Genomic DNA, 18,960 nt, shown 5'->3' on the forward strand with positions numbered 1-18,960 from the left:
CCGTAGCCCTCTGATTTTTAGGCAAAATCTACCGCCCAATGCAGCAGCGATCTCTCACACAAGTTTGCACGCGCGTTGTCGCCGGAATGTTCGTTGGCGTACTACTGACCGCAGCACCCAGTGTTTTCGCAGACGAAGCCGCCGGTTTTAGCCAGAATGCCTCGTTTTCAACGCCGACTGCGTCGAATTCCTCCAGTTCTTCCTCGCTCCCTAATTCCTCCTCCCAAACGTCGTCCACTGCTGCGCCGGCTTCGTCCGAAAGCGAAAGCGGTGCTCGCTCGTTCCTGTCCGGCATGGCCGGCAAGGCCGGGGATGTGGTGGTCGGCGCGCTGAACATGATCGGCGTGCGTTACCGCTGGGGCGGCAACACGCCGGATTCCGGACTGGATTGCAGCGGTTTCGTCCGCTACGTGTTCCAGGACACGCTGGGTATGGCACTGCCGCGTCGCGCAGAAGAAATGAGCCGCGTCGGCGAGAAGGTTCGGATGAGCGAACTGAAGCCGGGCGATCTCGTGTTCTTCAATACGATGCGCCGGACGTTCTCGCACGTGGGCATCTACATCGGCGACAACAAGTTCGTGCATTCGCCGTCCACCGGCAGCACGATCCGCGTCGACGATCTGGATAGCGGTTACTGGGAAAAGCGTTTCACCGGTGCGCGCCGGGTTGAGACGTCGTATCAGCAGTCGCAGGAAATTCAGGATCTTCGGCAGCGTGTGAGCGCGTCGATTGGCGGCGGTAACTGATATTCCGCCGCGGTTTGCTCTGTTCTGACAGAAGCCAGATATAAGAAAGCCTGCTCCGAAACGAGCAGGCTTTTTCTTTTCCAGGTCAGGCCGTCGCGACGCTCGCGGCTGCGAGCTTGCGCTGCAGTTCAGGCATCAGCTTCGCTACCGCTTCCTCGCCGGCGAGAATCGCCGCGTTGCGCTGGCCGAAATCGCTGCCGCTCATCGCGTTCAGATTCGGGCGAATCACGATGTCCGCGTATTTGTCGAGTTCGTAGGCCTTGATGGTCTGGCTCATGATCGTGAACGTCTGCAGCAGCACGTCGAACGAGCTCTGCGTCTGGGCGGTCTCTGGGCGCGCGGAGATGTCCACCGCGATCACGAAGTCGGCGCCCATCTTGCGCGCGAACGACGCCGGCACGGGGCTCACCAGCCCGCCGTCGACATACTCGTGATCGCCGATCTTCACCGGCTCGAATATCGACGGCACGCTGCACGACGCACGTACTGCGATCCCTGTATTGCCGCGCTGGAACAGGATCGGCTGGCCGGTTTTCAGATCCGTCGCGACGACGCCGAGCGGCTTCGCCATTTTCTCGATCGGCCGGTTGTTGAGCGTCGTGTTCAGGTAGTTCTGCAACGCGACGCCCTGCAGGAATCCGCGCGTGCGAAAGGGCATCGCCCAGTCGCTGATCGACGCCTCGTCCATTTTCAGCGCGAGCTTGTTCAGCGCGAAGCCGTTCATTCCCGACGCGTACAGCGCGCCGACCACCGAGCCCGCGCTCGTCCCTGCGATCAGATCGACCTGGATGTTGCGCGCTTCGAGCGCCTTGATCACGCCGATGTGCGCGAAGCCGCGTGCGGCGCCACCGCCGAGTGCAAGCCCAATCCGCAGCGGACGCGGCGGCTTCACGACTGGCGGTGTTGGCGGGTTGGCGCTGGCGGACGTGTCGCTGGCGGGCTTGCTGCCGCCCGTCGTAGTACAGGCCGCGAGAACGGCGGAAGCGGCGGCCAGCGAAAACGCGCGGCGCCCGGGGCGTGGCGATGATGGATTCAACGAATTCTCCAGCAGGCGGATGGCGCACGACGAAGCAGGCAGCCACCGCGATCTTGCGAACACGATCGCACGGCGATCGTCGCGAACCGTCGAAGCGGACGACGGTGCGCGCACATCATAAAGCAAAGCGCAGGGGCGGCGAAAATGCGCGTGATGGCGATCCACAGCGCGCGGCGTTGCGACGTATCGAGACATCGGTCGATGTCGACGGCAGGTATAATCCGTGACTTGCATTTTCATTCCGTCCACGCGCTGCGCGCTGCGCGCTTCGTTCGCGCGGCCCGTTTCGCCGCCGCTTTGCCACGATGTTGATGTTGTTAATGTCGTGGCCCAACCGGCGGCCGCCCTCGAGTAACCGCTTATGACTACCTCCGTTCGTACCCGTTTCGCGCCCAGTCCCACCGGTTTTATCCACCTCGGTAACATCCGCTCCGCGCTGTACCCGTGGGCGTTCGCCCGCAAAACGAAGGGTGCCTTCGTGCTGCGGATCGAAGACACCGACGTGGAGCGTTCGACGTCGGAGTCGGTCGACGCGATTCTCGAAGGGATGGCGTGGCTCGAACTCGATTTCGACGAAGGTCCGTTCTATCAGATGCAGCGCATGGACCGTTATCGCGAGGTGCTGACGCAGATGACGGAGCAGGGGCTCGTGTATCCGTGCTACATGTCGACGGAAGAACTCGACGCACTGCGCGAACGTCAGCGTGCGGCCGGCGAGAAGCCACGCTATGACGGCACGTGGCGTCCGGAGCCGGGCAAGACGCTGCCGGTGCCGCCGGCCGGCGTCGAGCCGGTGCTGCGCTTCCGCAATCCGTTAACAGGTGTCGTCGCGTGGGACGATGCAGTGAAAGGGCGCATCGAGATATCGAACGAAGAACTCGACGATCTCGTGATCGCGCGTCCCGACGGCACGCCGACGTATAACTTCTGCGTCGTGGTCGACGACCTCGACATGCGCATCACGCACGTCATTCGCGGCGACGATCACGTGAACAACACGCCGCGCCAGATCAACATCCTGCGCGCGCTCGGCGGCGAGATTCCGGTCTACGCGCATTTGCCCACCGTGCTCAACGAGCAGGGCGAAAAGATGAGCAAGCGGCACGGCGCGATGAGCGTGACCGGTTATCGCGACGAAGGTTTTCTGCCGGAAGCGGTGCTCAACTATCTTGCGCGGCTCGGCTGGTCGCATGGCGATGCGGAGATCTTCACGCGCGAGCAGTTCGTCGAGTGGTTCGATCTCGAGCATCTGGGCAAGTCGCCGGCGCAATACGATCACGACAAGCTCAAGTGGTTGAACAACCACTACATCAAGGAAGCGGATAACGGTCGACTGGCAGACCTCGCGCGTCCGTTCTTCGCTGCGCTCGGTATCGACGACGCCGCGCTTGCGAAGGGCGCGGATCTGACGGCAGTCGTCGCACTGCTAAAGGATCGTGCTTCGACGGTGAAGGAGATAGCGGAGAACGCCGCGATGTTCTATCGCGAGCCGAGCCCCGAACCCGATGCGATCGCGCAGCACGTGACTGATGTGGTGCGCCCCGCACTCGTCGATTTCGTCGCGGCATTGAAGAGCGCCGAGTGGACGAAGGAGGGCATTGCTGCAACGTTGAAGACGACGCTCGGCACGCACAAGCTGAAGATGCCGCAGCTCGCGATGCCGGTGCGTCTGCTCGTCGCGGGCACGACGCACACGCCGTCGATCGACAGCGTGTTGATGCTGTTCGGTCGCGATGTTGTGGTGAGCCGTATCGAGAAGGTGCTTGCGTGATGTGAGCGATGCATGACCGTTGCGCTTCCATGTGCGGCGGTCATGCAAGCCATGCAAAAAATCGGGCGCGTCGATGCGCAAGGTATTTACAACACGTCGTTCTCTATCTACAATCTCGCTTCTGTTCTGCAAGGGGGTATAGCTCAGCTGGGAGAGCGCTTGCATGGCATGCAAGAGGTCAGCGGTTCGATCCCGCTTACCTCCACCACCAGAACAAGTGAAAGTCTTTATGTAGCAAGCAGCGCGTAGTAAAAAAGACTTCACAAACGGATGTAAGGCAGTTAAAATAGCGTTCTTCGCTGTTGGCTGAAATTAGCAGCGAATAGTGTGAAACGCAGTGGTAAAAAGCAGTAGATGTGTCGCTGCAGGACATGTCCTAAAAGATCATGTCCCCTTCGTCTAGAGGCCTAGGACATCACCCTTTCACGGTGAGTACAGGGGTTCGAATCCCCTAGGGGACGCCAGACATCGGCATCGCACGGAATGGCGGCGGTGCGGTTTGCGTAGAGTCGGCCGGCACTCGCAGGCTACGATGCAGGAATTGGAGTGGTAGTTCAGTTGGTTAGAATACCGGCCTGTCACGCCGGGGGTCGCGGGTTCGAGTCCCGTCCACTCCGCCAGACGAAGCCCGTTCAGGTACGCTTGAGCGGGCTTTTTCATTAAAGGTGTAAGCGTACGTTGTCCCCTTCGTCTAGAGGCCTAGGACATCACCCTTTCACGGTGAGTACAGGGGTTCGAATCCCCTAGGGGACGCCAGATATCGCATCGCGGGTTATACGCGATGCCGCTCGCGAAACACGATGTGTTCGTGGGCCGAAGTAAAACGGAGCGGTAGTTCAGTTGGTTAGAATACCGGCCTGTCACGCCGGGGGTCGCGGGTTCGAGTCCCGTCCGCTCCGCCAGAAAGAGAAGCCCGTTCAGTTCGCTGAACGGGCTTTTTTTCTGCGTGTCCGGTTTGCATGCCTCAGTCGTTGCTACGGAAAAACAGCCATTGCCAGCGGGCGCGGCGTGTCTTACCGTTGTGCGACGATCTCTCCCGCGCATCGAGCCATGTTCGATCCCACTCCAGCGTTGCCCCGCTTCCAGCTGCGCAAGGCTGCCATGGATGACTTCGAGTTTGCGGAAGCACTGACGCGCAACAACATGGGCGGCTACTATCGCCGCCATCATCTGGTGTGGCGCGGCGATCTCTTTCTCGCGAGCTGGCGCGAATCGGAAAACTATATTCTCGAATCCGACGGCGAGCCGATCGGTGTGCTGCGTGTGACTGAAGAAGGCGACTCGCTGCATATCCGCGATGTGCAGATTGCCGAAGGATATCGGCGACAAGGTGCGGGCACCTATCTGCTCGACGTGTCGCATCGCTGGGCGCGAGCGCGTGGTCTTCGCGAACTGCAGTTGCGTGTGTTCGTCGATAACCCGGCTGCGCAGCTTTATCAGCGGATGGGATATCGTCTCGCTGGTCCGCGTCTCGCGCAGTTCGGTGCGATCCGGCACATGGCGCGACGCGTCTGACGCGCTTGCCGAGCGAGGGCGCGGTGTTGTTACTGCAATTGCTTCAACGCGACTCGATACGCTCGTCGTTCGCGACGTCTGAAGGCGCATCGAAACTATCGTCTCCGGCCGTGCGGTGTTCGGCACCGCGCTCAATGAACGCACGCGGGCTTTGTCCGAACGCGCGACGGAACATCGCAGAAAACGCACTCTGGCTCTGATAGCCCAGTTCCTGCGCAACAAGCGACAACGGCCGTCCCTGACTCAGCAGAGGAATCGCGCGCGCGAGAATCGCCTGCTGCCGCCACTGCGAAAAACTCACCCCGAGTTCCTGACGAAAAAGCCTCGCGATCGTGCGCGTGCTCGCGCCGACTGTCGCGGCCCAATTCTCAAGCGAGTCCGCATTTGCCGGATCGGCGAGCACGGCTTCGCAGAGCGCACGCAGCCGCTTCTCGTTCGGCATCGGCACCGACAACGGCAGCGGCTCGGAGCGCGTCAGTTCGTCGAGTGCAAGCGAGCCTAGCAGACGCTCTCGCGCGGGCGGCAGGTTCGGCGTATCGAGTGCCGCGATCACTTCGCGCAGCAGCCCCGACACTTCGACGACGCGGCACGCGTCGAGCCCTGCGGGTACCACGGTTTCATTCACGTACAGCGTCCGCAGGAACGCGTCTTCGACGATCGCGACCTCATGCAGCACGTGCGGCGGCACCCAGATTGCGCGCGACGGCGGCACCATCCACGTCGTGCCGACGGTGCCGACCCGTAGTACGCCACGCGACGTATACGCGACCTGTGCCCACGCGTGCGTGTGACGCGCGATCCGCACGCCGGCCTGCATCGGCCGCGAACGGACACGGATCGGATGCAGCGGCGTCGGCGCGAATTCCGGTGGGATATCGGCGAATTCGACGACAGTCGACAGCGGCGCGGTACTGGATGAATTCATCGGCGGGTCTCGGTCCTGGAACTCCGGCGATCGGAGGGACTCCGTCGATATTGTAGGGGCGTTGTCCCGGTCTGTCCGCGCCTGCCTGACTCGTCCATTCGGCCAGGTGTTTCGCGCGATGGGGCCGAGGCATAATTCACCGATCGCATTCATCGATGGAGTCATACATGCTCTTCGCCACCGCGGATCTCTGCGACGCTCACGAAGACCAGCTTGCCGCCGGTACGTTGCGTGTGCTCGATCCGGTCTTTCGTCTGTTCGGTCGCGCCGTGCGTTTCGGCGGCGAGGCGGTCACGGTAAAAGTGTTCGAGGACAACGCGCTCGTGCGCACGACGCTCGAGGAAAAGGGCGCCGGCCGCGTGCTGGTCGTCGACGGCGGCGGCAGCCTGCGGCGCGCGCTGGTCGGTGGCAATCTCGCGCAGATTGCCGAAGCGAACGGCTGGGCCGGCATCGTCGTGAACGGTTGCGTGCGCGATACGCTCGAACTGAATGAATCCAACATCAGCGTCGCGGGGTTGGCCACGCACCCGCACCGCTGCGAGAAGCGCGGTATCGGCGAGCGCGACGTCGTCGTGCAGTTGCCGGGTTCGAACGTGCGGCCCGGCGAATGGATTTACGCTGACGTCGACGGCGTGCTGGTCGCCAGCGCTGCGCTCGTGTGACGCGCAGTCATCGTTTATCGACAATCGACAACAGGAGGATCAACGGCAATGCAGAAGGTGTTCGTTTATGGGACGTTGCGGGCCGGCGAGGTCAACGACATCGGCGCAGCCGCCGCGCGTCATGACATCGCAGCGCCGACGTTGCTCGGCGAGGCGTCGGTGCGTGGGCGTCTGTTCGATTTTGGTTCTTATCCGGGGCTCGTCATCGACGGTGGCGGCGTGCCGGTGCGTGGCGACGTGTACGAGGTCGACGATGCGCTCGTCGCGGTGCTCGACGAAATCGAGGCGGTGTATCCGGGCGTCGAGGGACTTTTTCGCGCGCATCGGCTGACCATTGACGTTGCAGGCGCGCCGCTCGAATGCCTGATCTATCCGGTCGCAGCTCACGCGGTGAAAGGCTTGCCGGAGATCGCGTCGGGCGATTGGGTCGAACATCGTCGTGCGCGTCCGCATTCGCGATAACGCTGCCACGGCCGCAGTCGAATAAAAAAGCCGGAGCGGCGTGTGGCCGGTCCGGCTTGCATTGATCGAATCATCAACCGCTCGCGGTGACATGAGCGGCGCCGACGCGGCAACGCGCGTTCAGATTTCCTCGTACAGCGGCAGCGTCAGGAATTCGGTGAAGGTCTCCGACGTCGACATCTGTTCGAAGATCTGCGCGGCGCGATCGTACGGCTTCGTATCGCCGCCGACCACCTGCTTGACCTTGTCGAGTTCCTGCTGCGTCAACTGACCGATCAGTTCGGCGGTGACCTTGCGGCCGTCGTCGAGCTTGCCCTTCGGCGAACGGATCCACTGCCACACCTGCGAGCGCGAAATTTCCGCGGTGGCCGCATCTTCCATCAGGTTGTGAATCGGCACGCAGCCATTGCCCGCGAGCCACGAACCCAGGTAGTGGATGCCGACGTTGATGTTGTAGCGCAGACCCGCTTCGGTGATCGGCGCTTCCGGACGGAAGTCGAGCAGATCGGCCGACGTCACCTGCACGTCGTCGCGTTGCTTCGCGATCTGGTTCGGCTTGTCGCCGAGCACCTTCACGAACTCTTCCATCGCGATCGACACGAGGCCCGGGTGCGCGACCCAGCCGCCGTCGTAGCCGTCGCCTGCATCGCGTGCCTTGTCCGAACGCACGCCGCCCATTGCCTTGTCGTTGGCGGTCGGGTCGTTCTTGATCGGAATCAGCGCGCTCATCCCGCCGATAGCCGGCGCGTTACGGCGATGGCAGGTCTTCAGCAATTCCAGCGCGTACGCGCGCATGAACGGCACGGTCATCGTGATCTGCACACGGTCCGCGAGGCAGAAGTCCTTGTCGCTCTTGAACTTCTTGATCGCCGAGAAGATGTAGTCCCAGCGACCCGCGTTCAAGCCCGAGCTGTGCTCGCGCAGTTCGTACAGGATCTCGTCCATTTCGAACGCGGCGAGGATCGTCTCGATCAGCACCGTTGCGCGGATCGTGCCGCGCGGAACGCCGACCGCTTCTTGAGCAGCGATGAAGATGTCGTTCCACAGGCGCGCTTCGAGATGGCTCTCCAGCTTCGGCAGATAGAAGTACGGACCCGATCCGCGCGTGAGCTGTTCCTTCGCGTTATGAAACAGGAACAGCGCGAAATCGAAGATACCGCCCGAGACGCGCTGGCCATCGACCGTCACGTGCTTTTCGTCGAGATGCCAGCCGCGCGGCCGGACGATCAGCGTCGCGATCTTGTCGTTCAGTTTGTACGACTTGCCGTTCTGCTCGAGCGAGATCGTGCGGCGTACCGCTTCCTTCAGGTTCAACTGACCGGTGATCTGGTTCGTCCAGTTCGGCGTATTCGAATCCTCGAAGTCCGTCATGTACGAATCGGCGCCCGAGTTCAGCGCGTTGATGATCATCTTGCGTTCGACCGGTCCGGTGATCTCGACGCGACGGCATTCGAGATCTTTCGGTAGCGGTGCGATCTTCCAGTCGGCATCGCGGATGCTCTTCGTTTCCGCGAGGAAGTCGGGGCGCTCGCCCGCATCGAGGCGCTTTGTGCGCTCGGCGCGCAGCTTCAGCAGTTCCTGGCGGCGCGGCTCGAACGTGCGATGCAGCTTCGCGACGAGCGCGAGCGCGTCGGGAGTCAGGATCGTTTCGAAGCCGGGTTCGATCGCGGCAGTGATTTGCATGCCCTGCGGCAGCGTCAGCGTGTTCGCCATGGTTTCTCCTTGGTCGGTCAGATTGCAAAGATGCGGATGAAGTGCGTCGTCATATCGATCATCGGTCCGATGCTCACGCGCCAGGGCTGTGGCGTGCGCGCTCGGACGGTCGGTCGGACGGCGCGAAGGTTTTTAGAAATTCGGGCAGGTCGGCCATGCTGCTTCCGGTGCCGTGCGGCGTCACGCCGAGTTCTTCGGCGGGCAGGCGCTGGCGGTTGATCCAGAACGTCGTATAGCCGAACCACGTTGCGCCGCTCACGTCCCAACCGTTCGACGACACGAACACGATGTCGCGTGCGTTCGCGGCGAATGCCTGCGTGCCGAGTGCGTAGGCGGCAGGCGCGGGCTTGTACGCGTGCACTGCGTCGACGGACAGTACGTGGTCGAACAGGCCCGTCATGCCCGCGCTTTTCACCGCGATGTCGAGCATCTGCGGATTGCCGTTGGACAGGATCGCCAGACCAACGTGCGCAGCGTGCGTAGTGTTTTCATTGGCCGCGCGTTGCGCGTGCAGACGGCGCAGCACAGGGACAGCGTCGGGGAATGCCGAGAGACACGCGTATTCGTCCATCAGCCGCTTTTCGGCGGCGCTGTTCAGCGTGAGCGAAAGACGGCGCGCCGCGTAGCGCAGCGCATCGAGCGTGATGTTCCAGAACGGTTGATAACGTGCGCCGGCCGGATCGGACAGCGTGCGCAGCTGCGTGTATTCGATCTGTTTTTGCCGCCACAACTGCGACAGGGCGTCACCGTGGCCGGGAAACATCTGTTCCGCCGCGGCCACGACAGAATGCACGTCGAACAGCGTGCCGTACGCGTCGAAGATAACTGCCTTGGGGAAGAGTGTCGTTGTGGCCGACATTGCCGTGCGCTCCAGTTCAGAGGTCAAGATGAATTGTATTAGTGATCGCCAATGCTAAAAAAGTCCTTTGAGATCACTTGATCTTTTACTTTCACCCACCTAATCTGACGCGCATCCCTAGACACAGGCGTTTGCACCGGCTCGTCGACTTCATGGACCGCTTCAAGCAGATCGAGACTTTCGTGACCGTGGCCGCCAAAGGCAGCCTGTCCGCAGCCGCGCAGGCCGAAGGCGTCGCGCCGGCGATCATCGGCCGCCGCATCGACGCGCTCGAAGAGCGGCTCGGCGTGAAGCTGCTGGTGCGCACGACACGCCGCATCACGCTGACGTTCGAGGGTTCCGCATTCCTCGAAGACTGCCAGCGCGTGATCCACGACATGCAGAACGCGGAGGCGAGCGTGTCGGCCGGCGGCGTCAAGGCGAGCGGTCATCTGCGCGTGTCGGCGCCGGCGGGGTTCGGGCGTCGTCACGTTGCGCCGCTGGTTCCCGCGTTCACGGTTGCGCATCCGGATGTGTCGATCACGCTCGATCTGTCCGACCGGATGGTCGATCTCGTCAACGAGGGTTTCGACTGCGCGGTGCGGCTCGGCGAGTTGCCGGATTCGTCGCTGGTGTCGCTGCGGCTCGGAGAAAACCGCCGCGTCTGCGTCGCGTCGCCGGCGTATCTCGCACGTCGCGGCGCGCCGCGCACGCTCGCCGATCTCGGTCATCACAACTGCCTCGCGCTCGGCGCGAGCGCGAACCAGCAGCGCGGCTGGATGTTCCAGCAGGACGACAAGGTCGTGTCGATCAAGGTGTCGGGCACGATGGAGTGTTCGGACGGCGCGGTGCTGCACGAATGGTGTCTCGAGGGCTACGGGCTCGCGTGGCGTTCGTGGTGGGAGGTCGGCACGGACATCGCGGCGGGTCGGCTCGTCAGCGTGCTCGACGAGTTCGCCGCGCCGCCGATCGGCATCCACGCGGTGTTTCCGCAGCGGCGTCATCTGCCGTTGCGGGTCCGGCTGTTTCTCGATTTCCTCAAGCATACGTACGGCCATCCCGGTTACTGGGGCTGACAAGATCGACCGGGCGGAACGAGCACGCGATGGCTGCTCGCACGCACTACAATCGGTACAAGGGTGCCGCCGCATCCACGTTCGCGCACGGCCTCGATGACCGTCGCGGCAGCGGCACGGCACCGGCCGGCGATGGAGGACATCATGTTCACGCACATCCTGGTTCCAACCGACGGTTCGGATCTGTCGAAAAAGGCCATTGACGGTGCGATCGATCTCGCGCGCTCCGTCGGCGCGCGCGTGACCGCGTATGCGTGTCTGCCGCAATATCCGTACTCGCCGTTCTCCGAGGTCGTGATCGAACCGCCGGTCGATTTCATGGAGCGTAGCGAACGCGAAGCGCGTCAGCATCTGCAGGAAGTCGAGCAGGCCGCGCACGAAGCGGGCGTGGTATTCGCGAGCCAGACCAGCGTGCATCCGTCGCCGTATCTCGGGATCATCGAGGCGGCGGAGCAGGGTGGCTGCGACGTGATCTTCATGGCGTCGCACGGACGACGCGGCCTCGGCAGCCTGCTGATCGGCAGCGAGACCCAGCGCGTGCTCACGCATACGAAAATTCCAGTGATTGTGTATCGATAGCGGCACATGGCGCCGCGCGGGACAGATAAAGAAGGCGCGCGCCGACGTGGCCGCCGGCGCGCGTGACTTCAATCGCGGCATCTTGAACCGTGCCGCTTCTTTAGCTTCTCCAACTCCTCCCAGATCCTTCGACTGCCCGAATGACGGCCCAAACTACGAACCGCCATTCCCTCCCTGAACGCGGTCCTCTGCGGGACCGCTGATGCGTGCCTTGTCGCGTCGCGGGCGATGAAGCCCGCGAGCCACATCAGGCGACTTTCTTGTCGAAGAACTGTTCGTCTTCGGTCGAACCGTGCAGTGCCGTGGTCGATGCTTCGCGCTCGACGGTCTGCGTCACCGCGTCGAAGTAGCCGGTGCCGACTTCGCGTTGATGCTTGACCGCGGTGAAGCCCTTCTCGGCGGCGGCGAATTCGGCTTGCTGCATTTCGACGAACGCGGTCATCTGATTGCGGGCATAGCCGTGCGCGAGGTTGAACATCGAGTAGTTCAGCGCATGGAAACCGGCCAGCGTGATGAACTGGAACTTGTAGCCCATCGCGCCGAGTTCTTTCTGGAACTTGGCGATCGTCGCGTCGTCGAGGTTCTTCTTCCAGTTGAACGACGGCGAGCAGTTGTACGACAGCAGCTTGTCCGGGAACTGCTTGTGGATCGCCTCGGCGAATTTCTTCGCGAACTCGAGGTCCGGCTTGCCGGTTTCGCACCAGATCATGTCGGCGTACGGCGCGTACGCGAGGCCACGCGAAATCGCCTGCTCGATGCCCGGGCGCGTACGGTAGAAACCTTCGACCGTGCGCTCGCCGGTGAGGAACGGCTTGTCGTTGTCGTCGATGTCGGACGTGACGAGGTCGGCGGCTTCCGCATCCGTGCGGGCAAGCAGCACAGTCGGCACGCCGGACACGTCGGCCGCGAGACGCGCGGCGCTCAGCTTCGCGATGTTCTCGCGGGTCGGCACCAGCACCTTGCCGCCCATGTGGCCGCACTTCTTCACCGATGCGAGCTGGTCTTCGAAGTGCACGCCCGATGCGCCGGCTTCGATCATCGCCTTCATCAGTTCGAACGCGTTGAGCACGCCGCCGAAGCCCGCTTCCGCGTCGGCCACAATCGGTGCGAAGAAATCGACGTAGCCTTCGTCGCCGGGATTCTTGCCTTCGGACCACTGGATCTGGTCGGCGCGCGTGAGCGTGTTGTTGATCCGCTTCACGACGAGCGGCACCGAGTTCGCCGGATACAGCGACTGGTCGGGGTACATCTCGCCGGCGACGTTCGCGTCGCCCGCCACCTGCCAGCCCGACAGATAGATCGCCTTGAGGCCGGCCTTGACCTGCTGCATCGCCTGGTTGCCGGTCAGCGCGCCGAGCGAATTGACGAACGGTTCAGTGTTCACCAGCTCCCACAGCTTTTCGGCGCCGCGCTTCGCGAGCGAGTGCTCGACCGGCTGCGAGCCGCGCAGACGCACCACATCGTCGGCGGTGTAGCTGCGCTTGATACCTTTCCAGCGCGGATCGGTTTCCCACTGCTGCTGAAGTTGCTGGGCTTGTTGTTGACGTGACATGGTGTGCTCCCTGATGGCGTTGAAGGTGGATCGGTCGACTCGTGTCTTCTGCGAAACCGTTGCTCGAGGCGTTTTGTTTCGCGAACTCTTATATAAGAGTCTAGGCAAATCGACCGATCGGGGACAGCGGCAAGGAGCGTTTGGTGTGCTATTTTTTTATCAAATAAATCATGGTGTTATTTCAATCGTTTCGCATTGAGAAACGATATTTTCCATGTTGCAATAGCGTGTGTTGTGCCACGCAACACGATTTTTCACGGATCAAAAATTTTTTTCGTATCGTGAAACGCTGACGGAGACGTAAAAAAACCGGCGCCGAAGCGCCGGTTTTCTGTCTGGCATGACGGGACGGCGGGTTGCCGTCCGTCGGCGAGAGCGGGGATAAGCCCGATCAGCTGCCGCGTCGTGCGGTGCGCGGGCCGTCGCTGCGACGGGCGCCGTAGCCGCCGTCGCGCGAACCGCCGTAGCCTTCACGGTTGCCGCCATTGCCCGACGGCTTGCCGCCCCAGCTATTGCCGGTGCCGCTACCGCTGCGAGCACCGGCGCTACCTGCCGGCTTGCTGCTGCTGTTGCCAAAACGACGACCACCACCGCCGCCATTACCGCCGCCAGGACGGCCACGGCCACCGCCGAATCCGCCGCGACCATTGGCCGGGGCCGACTTGCGCGGCTCGAAGCCGACGACGACATTGACCGGCAGCGTCAGGCGAACGAAACGTTCGATACGCTTCAGTGCGCCCTGTTCGGCGTGATGCACGAGGCTCACGGCGATACCCGAGCGGCCCGCACGGCCGGTACGGCCGATACGGTGCACGTAGTCTTCGGCGAACTTCGGCAGGTCATAGTTGAACACGTGCGTGATGCCCGGGATGTCGATACCGCGAGCAGCGACGTCGGTGGCCACCAGCACGCGCACGCGACGTTCGCGCAGCGCGCGGATCGTGCGGGTACGCGCGCCTTGCGGCAGGTCGCCATGCAGTGCGGCCGATTCGAAACCCGCGTCGGCGAGACGGCCGGCGAGCTGGTCGGCTTCCATCTTGGTCGACGTGAACACGATGGCCTGGTCGAGGCCGGAATCGCGCAGCAGGTGATCGAGCAGACGATCCTTGTGATCGCGGTCGTCCACGTAATGCACGGTCTGCGCGATGTTCGTCGCGGTTTCCAGACGCTGGACGATCTCGATGCGTTCCGGGTTTTTCAGCAGACGGCCGGTCAGCGAGCTGATCTTGCCGTCGAGCGTGGCCGAGAACAGCATCGTCTGACGCGACGCCGGCGTAGCGGCGACGATCGTTTCGATGTCGTCGATGAAGCCCATGTCGAGCATGCGGTCGGCTTCGTCGAGCACGAGGATCTGCAGTTGCGACAGATCGATACGGCCGCGCTCCAGATGGTCGAGCAGACGGCCCGGCGTTGCGACGAGAATTTCAGGGTTCTTGGCGAGCAGCATCAGCTGCTGGCCGTAGGCGACGCCGCCGAGAATGCTGACGGTGCGCAGACGCTTGAGGTGCTTGCCGTACGTCGAAGCGGCGGTCGTCACCTGCATCGCGAGTTCGCGGGTCGGCGTGAGGACCAGCAGGCTCGGACGGGCGACCGGCTGCGGACGGCGCGTGCGACGATCGGCACCAGCCGCATCGCGCGGTTCGCGCGGTTGCGCTGCCTGGGTTTTTTGCAGTTGCGAGAAGCGTTCGATCGCGGGCAGCATGAAGGCGGCGGTCTTGCCGGAACCGGTCGGGCTCGAGACCATCAGGTCGCGGCCGGCGATCGCAGCGGGAATCGCGCGTTGCTGCACGGGCGTCGGGGTCTGGTAGCCGGCGGCAACCAGCGCCGAGACGACATCCGCCGACAGGCCCAGCGACGCGAACGTCGGACCTTGCGGTGCCGCGGTTTCAGTCGCCGGAGTTTCAGCCGCGCTGGTCACGCCAGGTGCATCGATGCCGAGCGCTTCGTCGGCGATGGCGGTCAGGGGGCTGGAGATATTGCTCGAAGTCATGTGAATCCTTGGAACACAGGGAATAAAACGTCGGCGCCAATCGGCATACCCAAGTCGTCGGATTCAGCGAGCAAAGAAGCAGCGAGCAAATCGAAAAACGGGGGCAACTTGCCAGCGTACGGCAAGTGTTTCGTTAGAAGCTGTATCGGATGCGACAGGCCATTCCGGCATTGTCGCCAGCCTTACATGACGGCCCGAAGAAGAGAGCCTAAGCAGGAGGGGACAGGTTCTAAACTGGATTGGAGCAAAACGCTACGAGGCGCTGCACCGACTGATCCGGCCAAGCAGAACGCAGGACCGGGCGGACAAAGTGAAGCGCAGGCCACATTGTAGCCGAGTTTGCTGCACTGCGCCAGCCCGTTGAGATACCAGTTGCGGGATCGCCGGCAACTGGCCGGGGCAAAGGGGCTGCTGCGAGAGAGGCCGGGTCGCCGGCCGCCGCGTCAGGCCGAGGCGCCGCTCTTCAGCGATTCGACCAGCTCGGTATATTGCTGTTTCGCCGCATCCTGCGATGTGCCTTTAAGCGCAGCCCACGCGTCGTACTTGTACTTGCCGACGATGTCGGTGAAGCCGGGCTTGTCGCCGTGGACGTCGCCGTCGGTGGCCTGCTTGAACAGCGCGTAAAGACGCAGCAGCGTCAGGTTGCCCGGGCGTTCCGGCAACTGCTTCACATCTTCCTGGGCTTGCGCGAACAGCGCATTGACGTCGCTCATCGATTTCTCCATGCCAGATCGAGATAGGGGCGTCGATCATAGCAAGCACCGCCGCACGCAGGCTGGAGCGATTCTTCCAAACAATGTGTATCGACCGGCCGATGGCCGGTCCCCATTGTCCGCACGCAGCATGCCCGGCGACGCGCAGCACCGCATTACAATAGCGGGCATGACTCGAACCGTGCTGCTTGCCCTCGATACGTCGACTGAATTCTGTTCGGTCGCGCTGCTGTCTGTCTCTACTCCCGCTGCCGATCCGCAAACCTGGGTGCGCCACGAAGCGACCGGCGCGGTATCGAGCGCGCGTCTGTTGCCCGCTATCCGCGAACTGTTCGATGAAGCCGGTCTGCCGCTGTCGGCCTGCGATGCGATCGCGTTCGGTGCCGGTCCCGGTTCGTTCACGGGTCTGCGCACCGCGACCGGCGTCGCACAGGGACTCGCGTTCGGGCTCGATCGTCCGGTGGTGCCGGTGAGCACGCTGCTCGCGTGCGCGGAAAGCGCGCGGCTGCGCGACCCGTCGGCGATGCGTGTGCTCGCGGCGCTCGATGCGCGGATGGACGAGGTCTACTGGGCCGACTTCGAGTGGGACGATCTGCTGGGCGAATGGCGCACGCTGCACGCGGCCGCGCTCGATGCGCCGGATGCGTTGCCGCTCCCCGACGCGCCGTTCACGCTCGCAGGCAATGCGGCGGCCGTCTTCGGCGCGCGATTGTCTGCAGCCGCGGCCGCCCGCGTGGTCGATGGCGATGCAGTGCCGCATGCGCTCCCGCTTGCATTCGCCGCGCTACGCGCGTTGCGCGCGGGGCGGACCGTGCCGGCCGACCAGGCCGCGCCCGAGTACGTGCGCAACAAGGTCGCGCAGACGACGGCCGAGCGGATGGCCGCGAAGGCTGCCCGCAGCGAGGGCGTGCAATGAGCGGTGTGCTGCTCGCCGACCGCTACGTCTCGCAGATGACCGAAGGCGATCTCGACGAAGTCGCGTCAATCGAAAAAACCGCGTACGAGTTTCCGTGGAGCCGAGGCAACTTCGAGGACTCACTGCGCAACGGTTATCTCGGCATCTGTCTGCGGCACGTGACCGGCACGCTGCTCGGCTACTGCGTGCTGATGCCGGTCGTCGATGAAATGCATCTGTTGAATCTGTGTGTCGCCCCGGCGGCGCAAGGTGCGGGTGCCGGCCTCACGTTGCTGCGCGAAGCGGTGCGCGTGACGCGTGCCGAAAAGCTCGAGGGTCTGCTGCTGGAAGTGCGGCCGTCGAATCTCCGGGCCGTCCGGTTGTACGAGCGCTTCGGCTTCGCGACGATCGGCCGGCGCAAGAACTATTATCCGGCGCGGCATCGCGGCCGGGAGGATGCCATCGTGATGCGTTTTTCGTTTGCAGAGGAGGGCGCAGATGGCGCTGCATGAATCCGCGCTGGAAGAACTCGGGCTCGCGACCCGTTGGGTGACACGCGGCAGCGTGGTTGCCGAAGCGGTTGCTCCTGGTGAAGAAACCGTTGTCAGCACGCAGCCGGCGCAGTTGCGCACGGCGGAGCCGCCAGCGGAAGCGCGTGTGCCCCGGCGCGACGCGGAACCAGTTGCCGATCGAGAGACTGCAGGCGCGAACGATACGCCACGCCGCGCGCCCGCGAATGCCGCAACTGCACCGCAGTCGCAACCCCAGTCTCCGCCAGACGACGACTTCGCCTGGTTCGACGACCTGCCCACCACACCGCCGCAACCCGGCGCACGCAACAGCACGGAGCAGCCCGCGATCGAAGCGTCGACGGAACCGTCATTGCCGTCGGTCGCCACCCTCGACTGGGATGCACTCGGCGAGCGCGTTGCCTCATGCGAGCGCTGCCGTCTGTGCGAGAAGCGCACGAAGACCGTATTCGGCGTCGGCGATCGCGACGCCGACTGGATGCTCGTCGGCGAAGCTCCCGGGGAGAACGAAGACCGCCAGGGCGAGCCGTTCGTCGGCCAGGCGGGCAAGCTGCTCGACAACATGCTGCGCTCGCTCGATCTCGCGCGCGACCGCAACGTCTACATCGCGAACGTGATCAAGTGCCGGCCACCCGGCAACCGTAATCCGGAACCCGATGAAGTCGCGCGCTGCGAACCGTATCTGCAGCGTCAGGTCGCGCTCGTCAAACCGAAGCTGATCGTCGCGCTCGGTCGTTTCGCCGCGCAGAGTCTGCTGAAGACCGATTCGAGCATCTCGTCGCTGCGCGGTCGCGTGCATGCGTATGAAGGCGTGCCGGTGATCGTCACGTATCACCCGGCGTATCTGCTGCGCAGTCTGCACGACAAGTCGAAGTCGTGGGCCGATCTCTGTCTCGCGCGCGATACGCTGCGCCAGGCTGCCGGTTCGACGGAGCATTGATGAGCGCGCCCGCGTCCGTGGCGGCCGGGACTGCGGCAACGGGCAGTGCGTTTCCCGATCTGCCGATCGATTCGCTGACCGACCCGATCGTGCGCGATCTTGCGTGGCTGCTCGCCAGCCCCGCGTTACTGCGCGAGCAGTTGCCGGTCGGCGTGCTTGCCGACCCGCTCGCCGCACCGGGCGAGGCGGCTCGCATCGCGGACCTGCTGCGCGCACTCGATGCCAATCCCGCTGTATTGCACCGCACGCTCGCCGACGCGCACGTGACGCGTCTCGGGCGTTACGCCGAATCTCTGCTCGCGTGGTTCCTCGAACATGATCCCGCGACGCATCTGGTCGCTGCGAACGTCGCGCTGCGTCGCGCGGGCGTGACGCTCGGTGAATGCGATTTTCTCGTTGAGACGGCGGATGGTCGGCGTCTCCACTGGGAGCTGGCAGTGAAGTGCTATCTGCACACCGGCGCCGCGCGTGGACAGCTTGCCGATTACGTGGGACCGAATCTGCAGGACCGTTTCGATCGCAAGCTCGCGCATCTGCTGGGTCATCAGTTGCCACTCAGCGCGCGTGAGGAGTTCGCTTCGCTGGGGCTCGTGGGGCCGTGGCACGCGCAGATGTTTATCAAGGGCTGGCTGTTTTATCCGCAGCCGGAAGCAACTGATATCAGCATGCTTTCCACGCAGTCACCCGACGCACCCGAACTCGATCCCGCGCACCCGCGCGGCTGGTGGACGACGCGTACCGCGTGGCCGGATTTCGCGACCGCGCATGCGCCTGCATGGCGTGTGCTGCCGCGTCTCGAATGGCTTGCGCCGCGCCGTTATGAAGCAGGGGATGCTGCGGTCACAGAGCTTGTCGATGCAGCGACGCTTGCGCTGCGGCTCGTTCGTCAGACCGGGCCGACGATGGTCGCTGGTTTCGCCAGCGATGCACAAGGCCGCTGGATCGAACGATCGCGCGGCTTCGTGGTGCCGGACACATGGCCAGCGCTTGCGCACGCATTCGCACGCGAAGCGTAAC

General features: G+C 63.5%; 18 protein-coding genes and 5 tRNA genes. 16 read left to right on the forward strand and 7 right to left on the reverse strand.

Features of this window, described 5'->3' with window-relative positions; genetic code table 11:
* Positions 1–38: 38 nt before the first annotated feature.
* Positions 39–746 (forward strand): C40 family peptidase, encoded by a 708-nt coding sequence (locus E1748_RS17585; RefSeq protein WP_133648449.1) that lies wholly within the window; start codon positions 39–41, stop codon positions 744–746.
* 85 nt (positions 747–831) lie between these two features.
* Here E1748_RS17585 and E1748_RS17590 read toward each other — a convergent pair whose 3' ends face one another.
* A complete protein-coding gene (locus E1748_RS17590) occupies positions 832–1,782 on the reverse strand; it encodes a patatin-like phospholipase family protein (RefSeq protein ID WP_205965255.1) in 951 nt (316 codons plus the stop codon).
* Between the two features lie 361 nt (positions 1,783–2,143).
* Between E1748_RS17590 and gltX the strand changes: the two genes are divergently transcribed.
* From gltX to E1748_RS17625, 7 genes are all read left to right on the forward strand, one after another.
* Complete coding sequence (gltX, locus tag E1748_RS17595; protein WP_133648450.1) at positions 2,144–3,553, forward strand: glutamate--tRNA ligase; 1,410 nt, start codon at positions 2,144–2,146, stop codon at positions 3,551–3,553.
* A gap of 132 nt (positions 3,554–3,685) precedes the next feature.
* Positions 3,686–3,761, forward strand: a tRNA-Ala gene (locus E1748_RS17600).
* A gap of 180 nt (positions 3,762–3,941) precedes the next feature.
* Positions 3,942–4,017, forward strand: a tRNA-Glu gene (locus tag E1748_RS17605).
* Between the two features lie 79 nt (positions 4,018–4,096).
* Positions 4,097–4,173, forward strand: a tRNA-Asp gene (locus E1748_RS17610).
* A 60-nt stretch (positions 4,174–4,233) separates the two neighbouring features.
* Positions 4,234–4,309: transfer RNA gene (locus E1748_RS17615), tRNA-Glu, on the forward strand.
* 69 nt (positions 4,310–4,378) lie between these two features.
* Positions 4,379–4,455: transfer RNA gene (locus tag E1748_RS17620), tRNA-Asp, on the forward strand.
* Positions 4,456–4,603: 148 nt separating this feature from the next.
* Entirely contained in the window at positions 4,604–5,068 is a 465-nt protein-coding gene (locus E1748_RS17625) for a GNAT family N-acetyltransferase (RefSeq protein WP_133648451.1), read from the forward strand.
* A gap of 43 nt (positions 5,069–5,111) precedes the next feature.
* On the opposite strand, the gene E1748_RS17630 is transcribed toward E1748_RS17625, so the two are convergent.
* Positions 5,112–5,993, reverse strand: coding sequence for an AraC family transcriptional regulator (locus tag E1748_RS17630; RefSeq protein ID WP_166653585.1), 882 nt, complete (start codon positions 5,991–5,993; stop codon positions 5,112–5,114).
* 167 nt (positions 5,994–6,160) lie between these two features.
* Here E1748_RS17630 and rraA point away from each other — a divergent pair, with 167 nt between their 5' ends.
* Both rraA and E1748_RS17640 read left to right on the forward strand, forming a co-directional pair.
* Positions 6,161–6,655 carry a ribonuclease E activity regulator RraA gene (gene rraA, locus E1748_RS17635; protein ID WP_133648452.1) on the forward strand — a complete coding sequence of 165 codons (495 nt, stop codon included), beginning with the start codon at positions 6,161–6,163 and terminating at the stop codon, positions 6,653–6,655.
* 48 nt (positions 6,656–6,703) lie between these two features.
* Entirely contained in the window at positions 6,704–7,117 is a 414-nt protein-coding gene (locus tag E1748_RS17640) for a gamma-glutamylcyclotransferase family protein (RefSeq protein WP_133648453.1), read from the forward strand.
* A 120-nt stretch (positions 7,118–7,237) separates the two neighbouring features.
* Here the strand turns inward: E1748_RS17640 and aceB are convergent, their stop codons facing one another.
* A complete protein-coding gene (gene aceB / locus E1748_RS17645) occupies positions 7,238–8,830 on the reverse strand; it encodes a malate synthase A (RefSeq protein WP_133648454.1) in 1,593 nt (530 codons plus the stop codon).
* A 73-nt stretch (positions 8,831–8,903) separates the two neighbouring features.
* Entirely contained in the window at positions 8,904–9,689 is a 786-nt protein-coding gene (locus E1748_RS17650) for a haloacid dehalogenase type II (protein ID WP_133648455.1), read from the reverse strand.
* 152 nt (positions 9,690–9,841) lie between these two features.
* Here E1748_RS17650 and E1748_RS17655 point away from each other — a divergent pair, with 152 nt between their 5' ends.
* Positions 9,842–10,744 carry a LysR family transcriptional regulator gene (locus tag E1748_RS17655; RefSeq protein ID WP_133648456.1) on the forward strand — a complete coding sequence of 301 codons (903 nt, stop codon included), beginning with the start codon at positions 9,842–9,844 and terminating at the stop codon, positions 10,742–10,744.
* Positions 10,745–10,888: 144 nt separating this feature from the next.
* Positions 10,889–11,323, forward strand: coding sequence for a universal stress protein (locus E1748_RS17660; protein ID WP_133648457.1), 435 nt, complete (start codon positions 10,889–10,891; stop codon positions 11,321–11,323).
* A gap of 247 nt (positions 11,324–11,570) precedes the next feature.
* Here E1748_RS17660 and aceA read toward each other — a convergent pair whose 3' ends face one another.
* The 3 genes from aceA to E1748_RS17675 all read right to left on the reverse strand — a co-directional run bounded on the left by aceA (position 11,571) and on the right by E1748_RS17675 (position 15,578).
* Complete coding sequence (gene aceA, locus E1748_RS17665) at positions 11,571–12,875, reverse strand: isocitrate lyase (RefSeq protein ID WP_133648458.1); 1,305 nt, start codon at positions 12,873–12,875, stop codon at positions 11,571–11,573.
* A gap of 391 nt (positions 12,876–13,266) precedes the next feature.
* Positions 13,267–14,865 carry a DEAD/DEAH box helicase gene (locus E1748_RS17670; protein WP_133648459.1) on the reverse strand — a complete coding sequence of 533 codons (1,599 nt, stop codon included), beginning with the start codon at positions 14,863–14,865 and terminating at the stop codon, positions 13,267–13,269.
* Positions 14,866–15,308: 443 nt separating this feature from the next.
* The gene (locus E1748_RS17675) at positions 15,309–15,578 is read right to left on the reverse strand and encodes an acyl-CoA-binding protein (protein ID WP_133648460.1); all 270 of its coding nucleotides are present in this window, start codon (positions 15,576–15,578) and stop codon (positions 15,309–15,311) included.
* 169 nt (positions 15,579–15,747) lie between these two features.
* On the opposite strand from E1748_RS17675, the gene tsaB reads away from it, so the two are divergent.
* Genes tsaB through E1748_RS17695 form a run of 4 tightly spaced genes read left to right on the forward strand, consistent with a single transcriptional unit; the run spans position 15,748 to position 18,959 of the window.
* Positions 15,748–16,494, forward strand: coding sequence for a tRNA (adenosine(37)-N6)-threonylcarbamoyltransferase complex dimerization subunit type 1 TsaB (gene tsaB / locus E1748_RS17680; RefSeq protein WP_133648461.1), 747 nt, complete (start codon positions 15,748–15,750; stop codon positions 16,492–16,494).
* Positions 16,491–16,985, forward strand: coding sequence for a ribosomal protein S18-alanine N-acetyltransferase (gene rimI / locus E1748_RS17685; protein ID WP_133648462.1), 495 nt, complete (start codon positions 16,491–16,493; stop codon positions 16,983–16,985). Before tsaB ends, rimI begins: the two co-directional genes overlap by 4 nt.
* On the forward strand, positions 16,972–17,943 hold the full coding sequence (locus tag E1748_RS17690) for a uracil-DNA glycosylase (RefSeq protein WP_133648463.1): 972 nt from the start codon (positions 16,972–16,974) through the stop codon (positions 17,941–17,943). Before rimI ends, E1748_RS17690 begins: the two co-directional genes overlap by 14 nt.
* Positions 17,943–18,959: a DUF1853 family protein gene (locus E1748_RS17695; protein WP_133648464.1), complete on the forward strand. Its 1,017-nt coding sequence runs from the start codon at positions 17,943–17,945 to the stop codon at positions 18,957–18,959. The genes E1748_RS17690 and E1748_RS17695 overlap by 1 nt, the downstream gene beginning before the upstream one ends.
* The last annotated feature ends 1 nt before the right edge of the window (position 18,960 follow it).

This window comes from Paraburkholderia flava (assembly GCF_004359985.1).
Classification (GTDB): domain Bacteria; phylum Pseudomonadota; class Gammaproteobacteria; order Burkholderiales; family Burkholderiaceae; genus Paraburkholderia; species Paraburkholderia flava.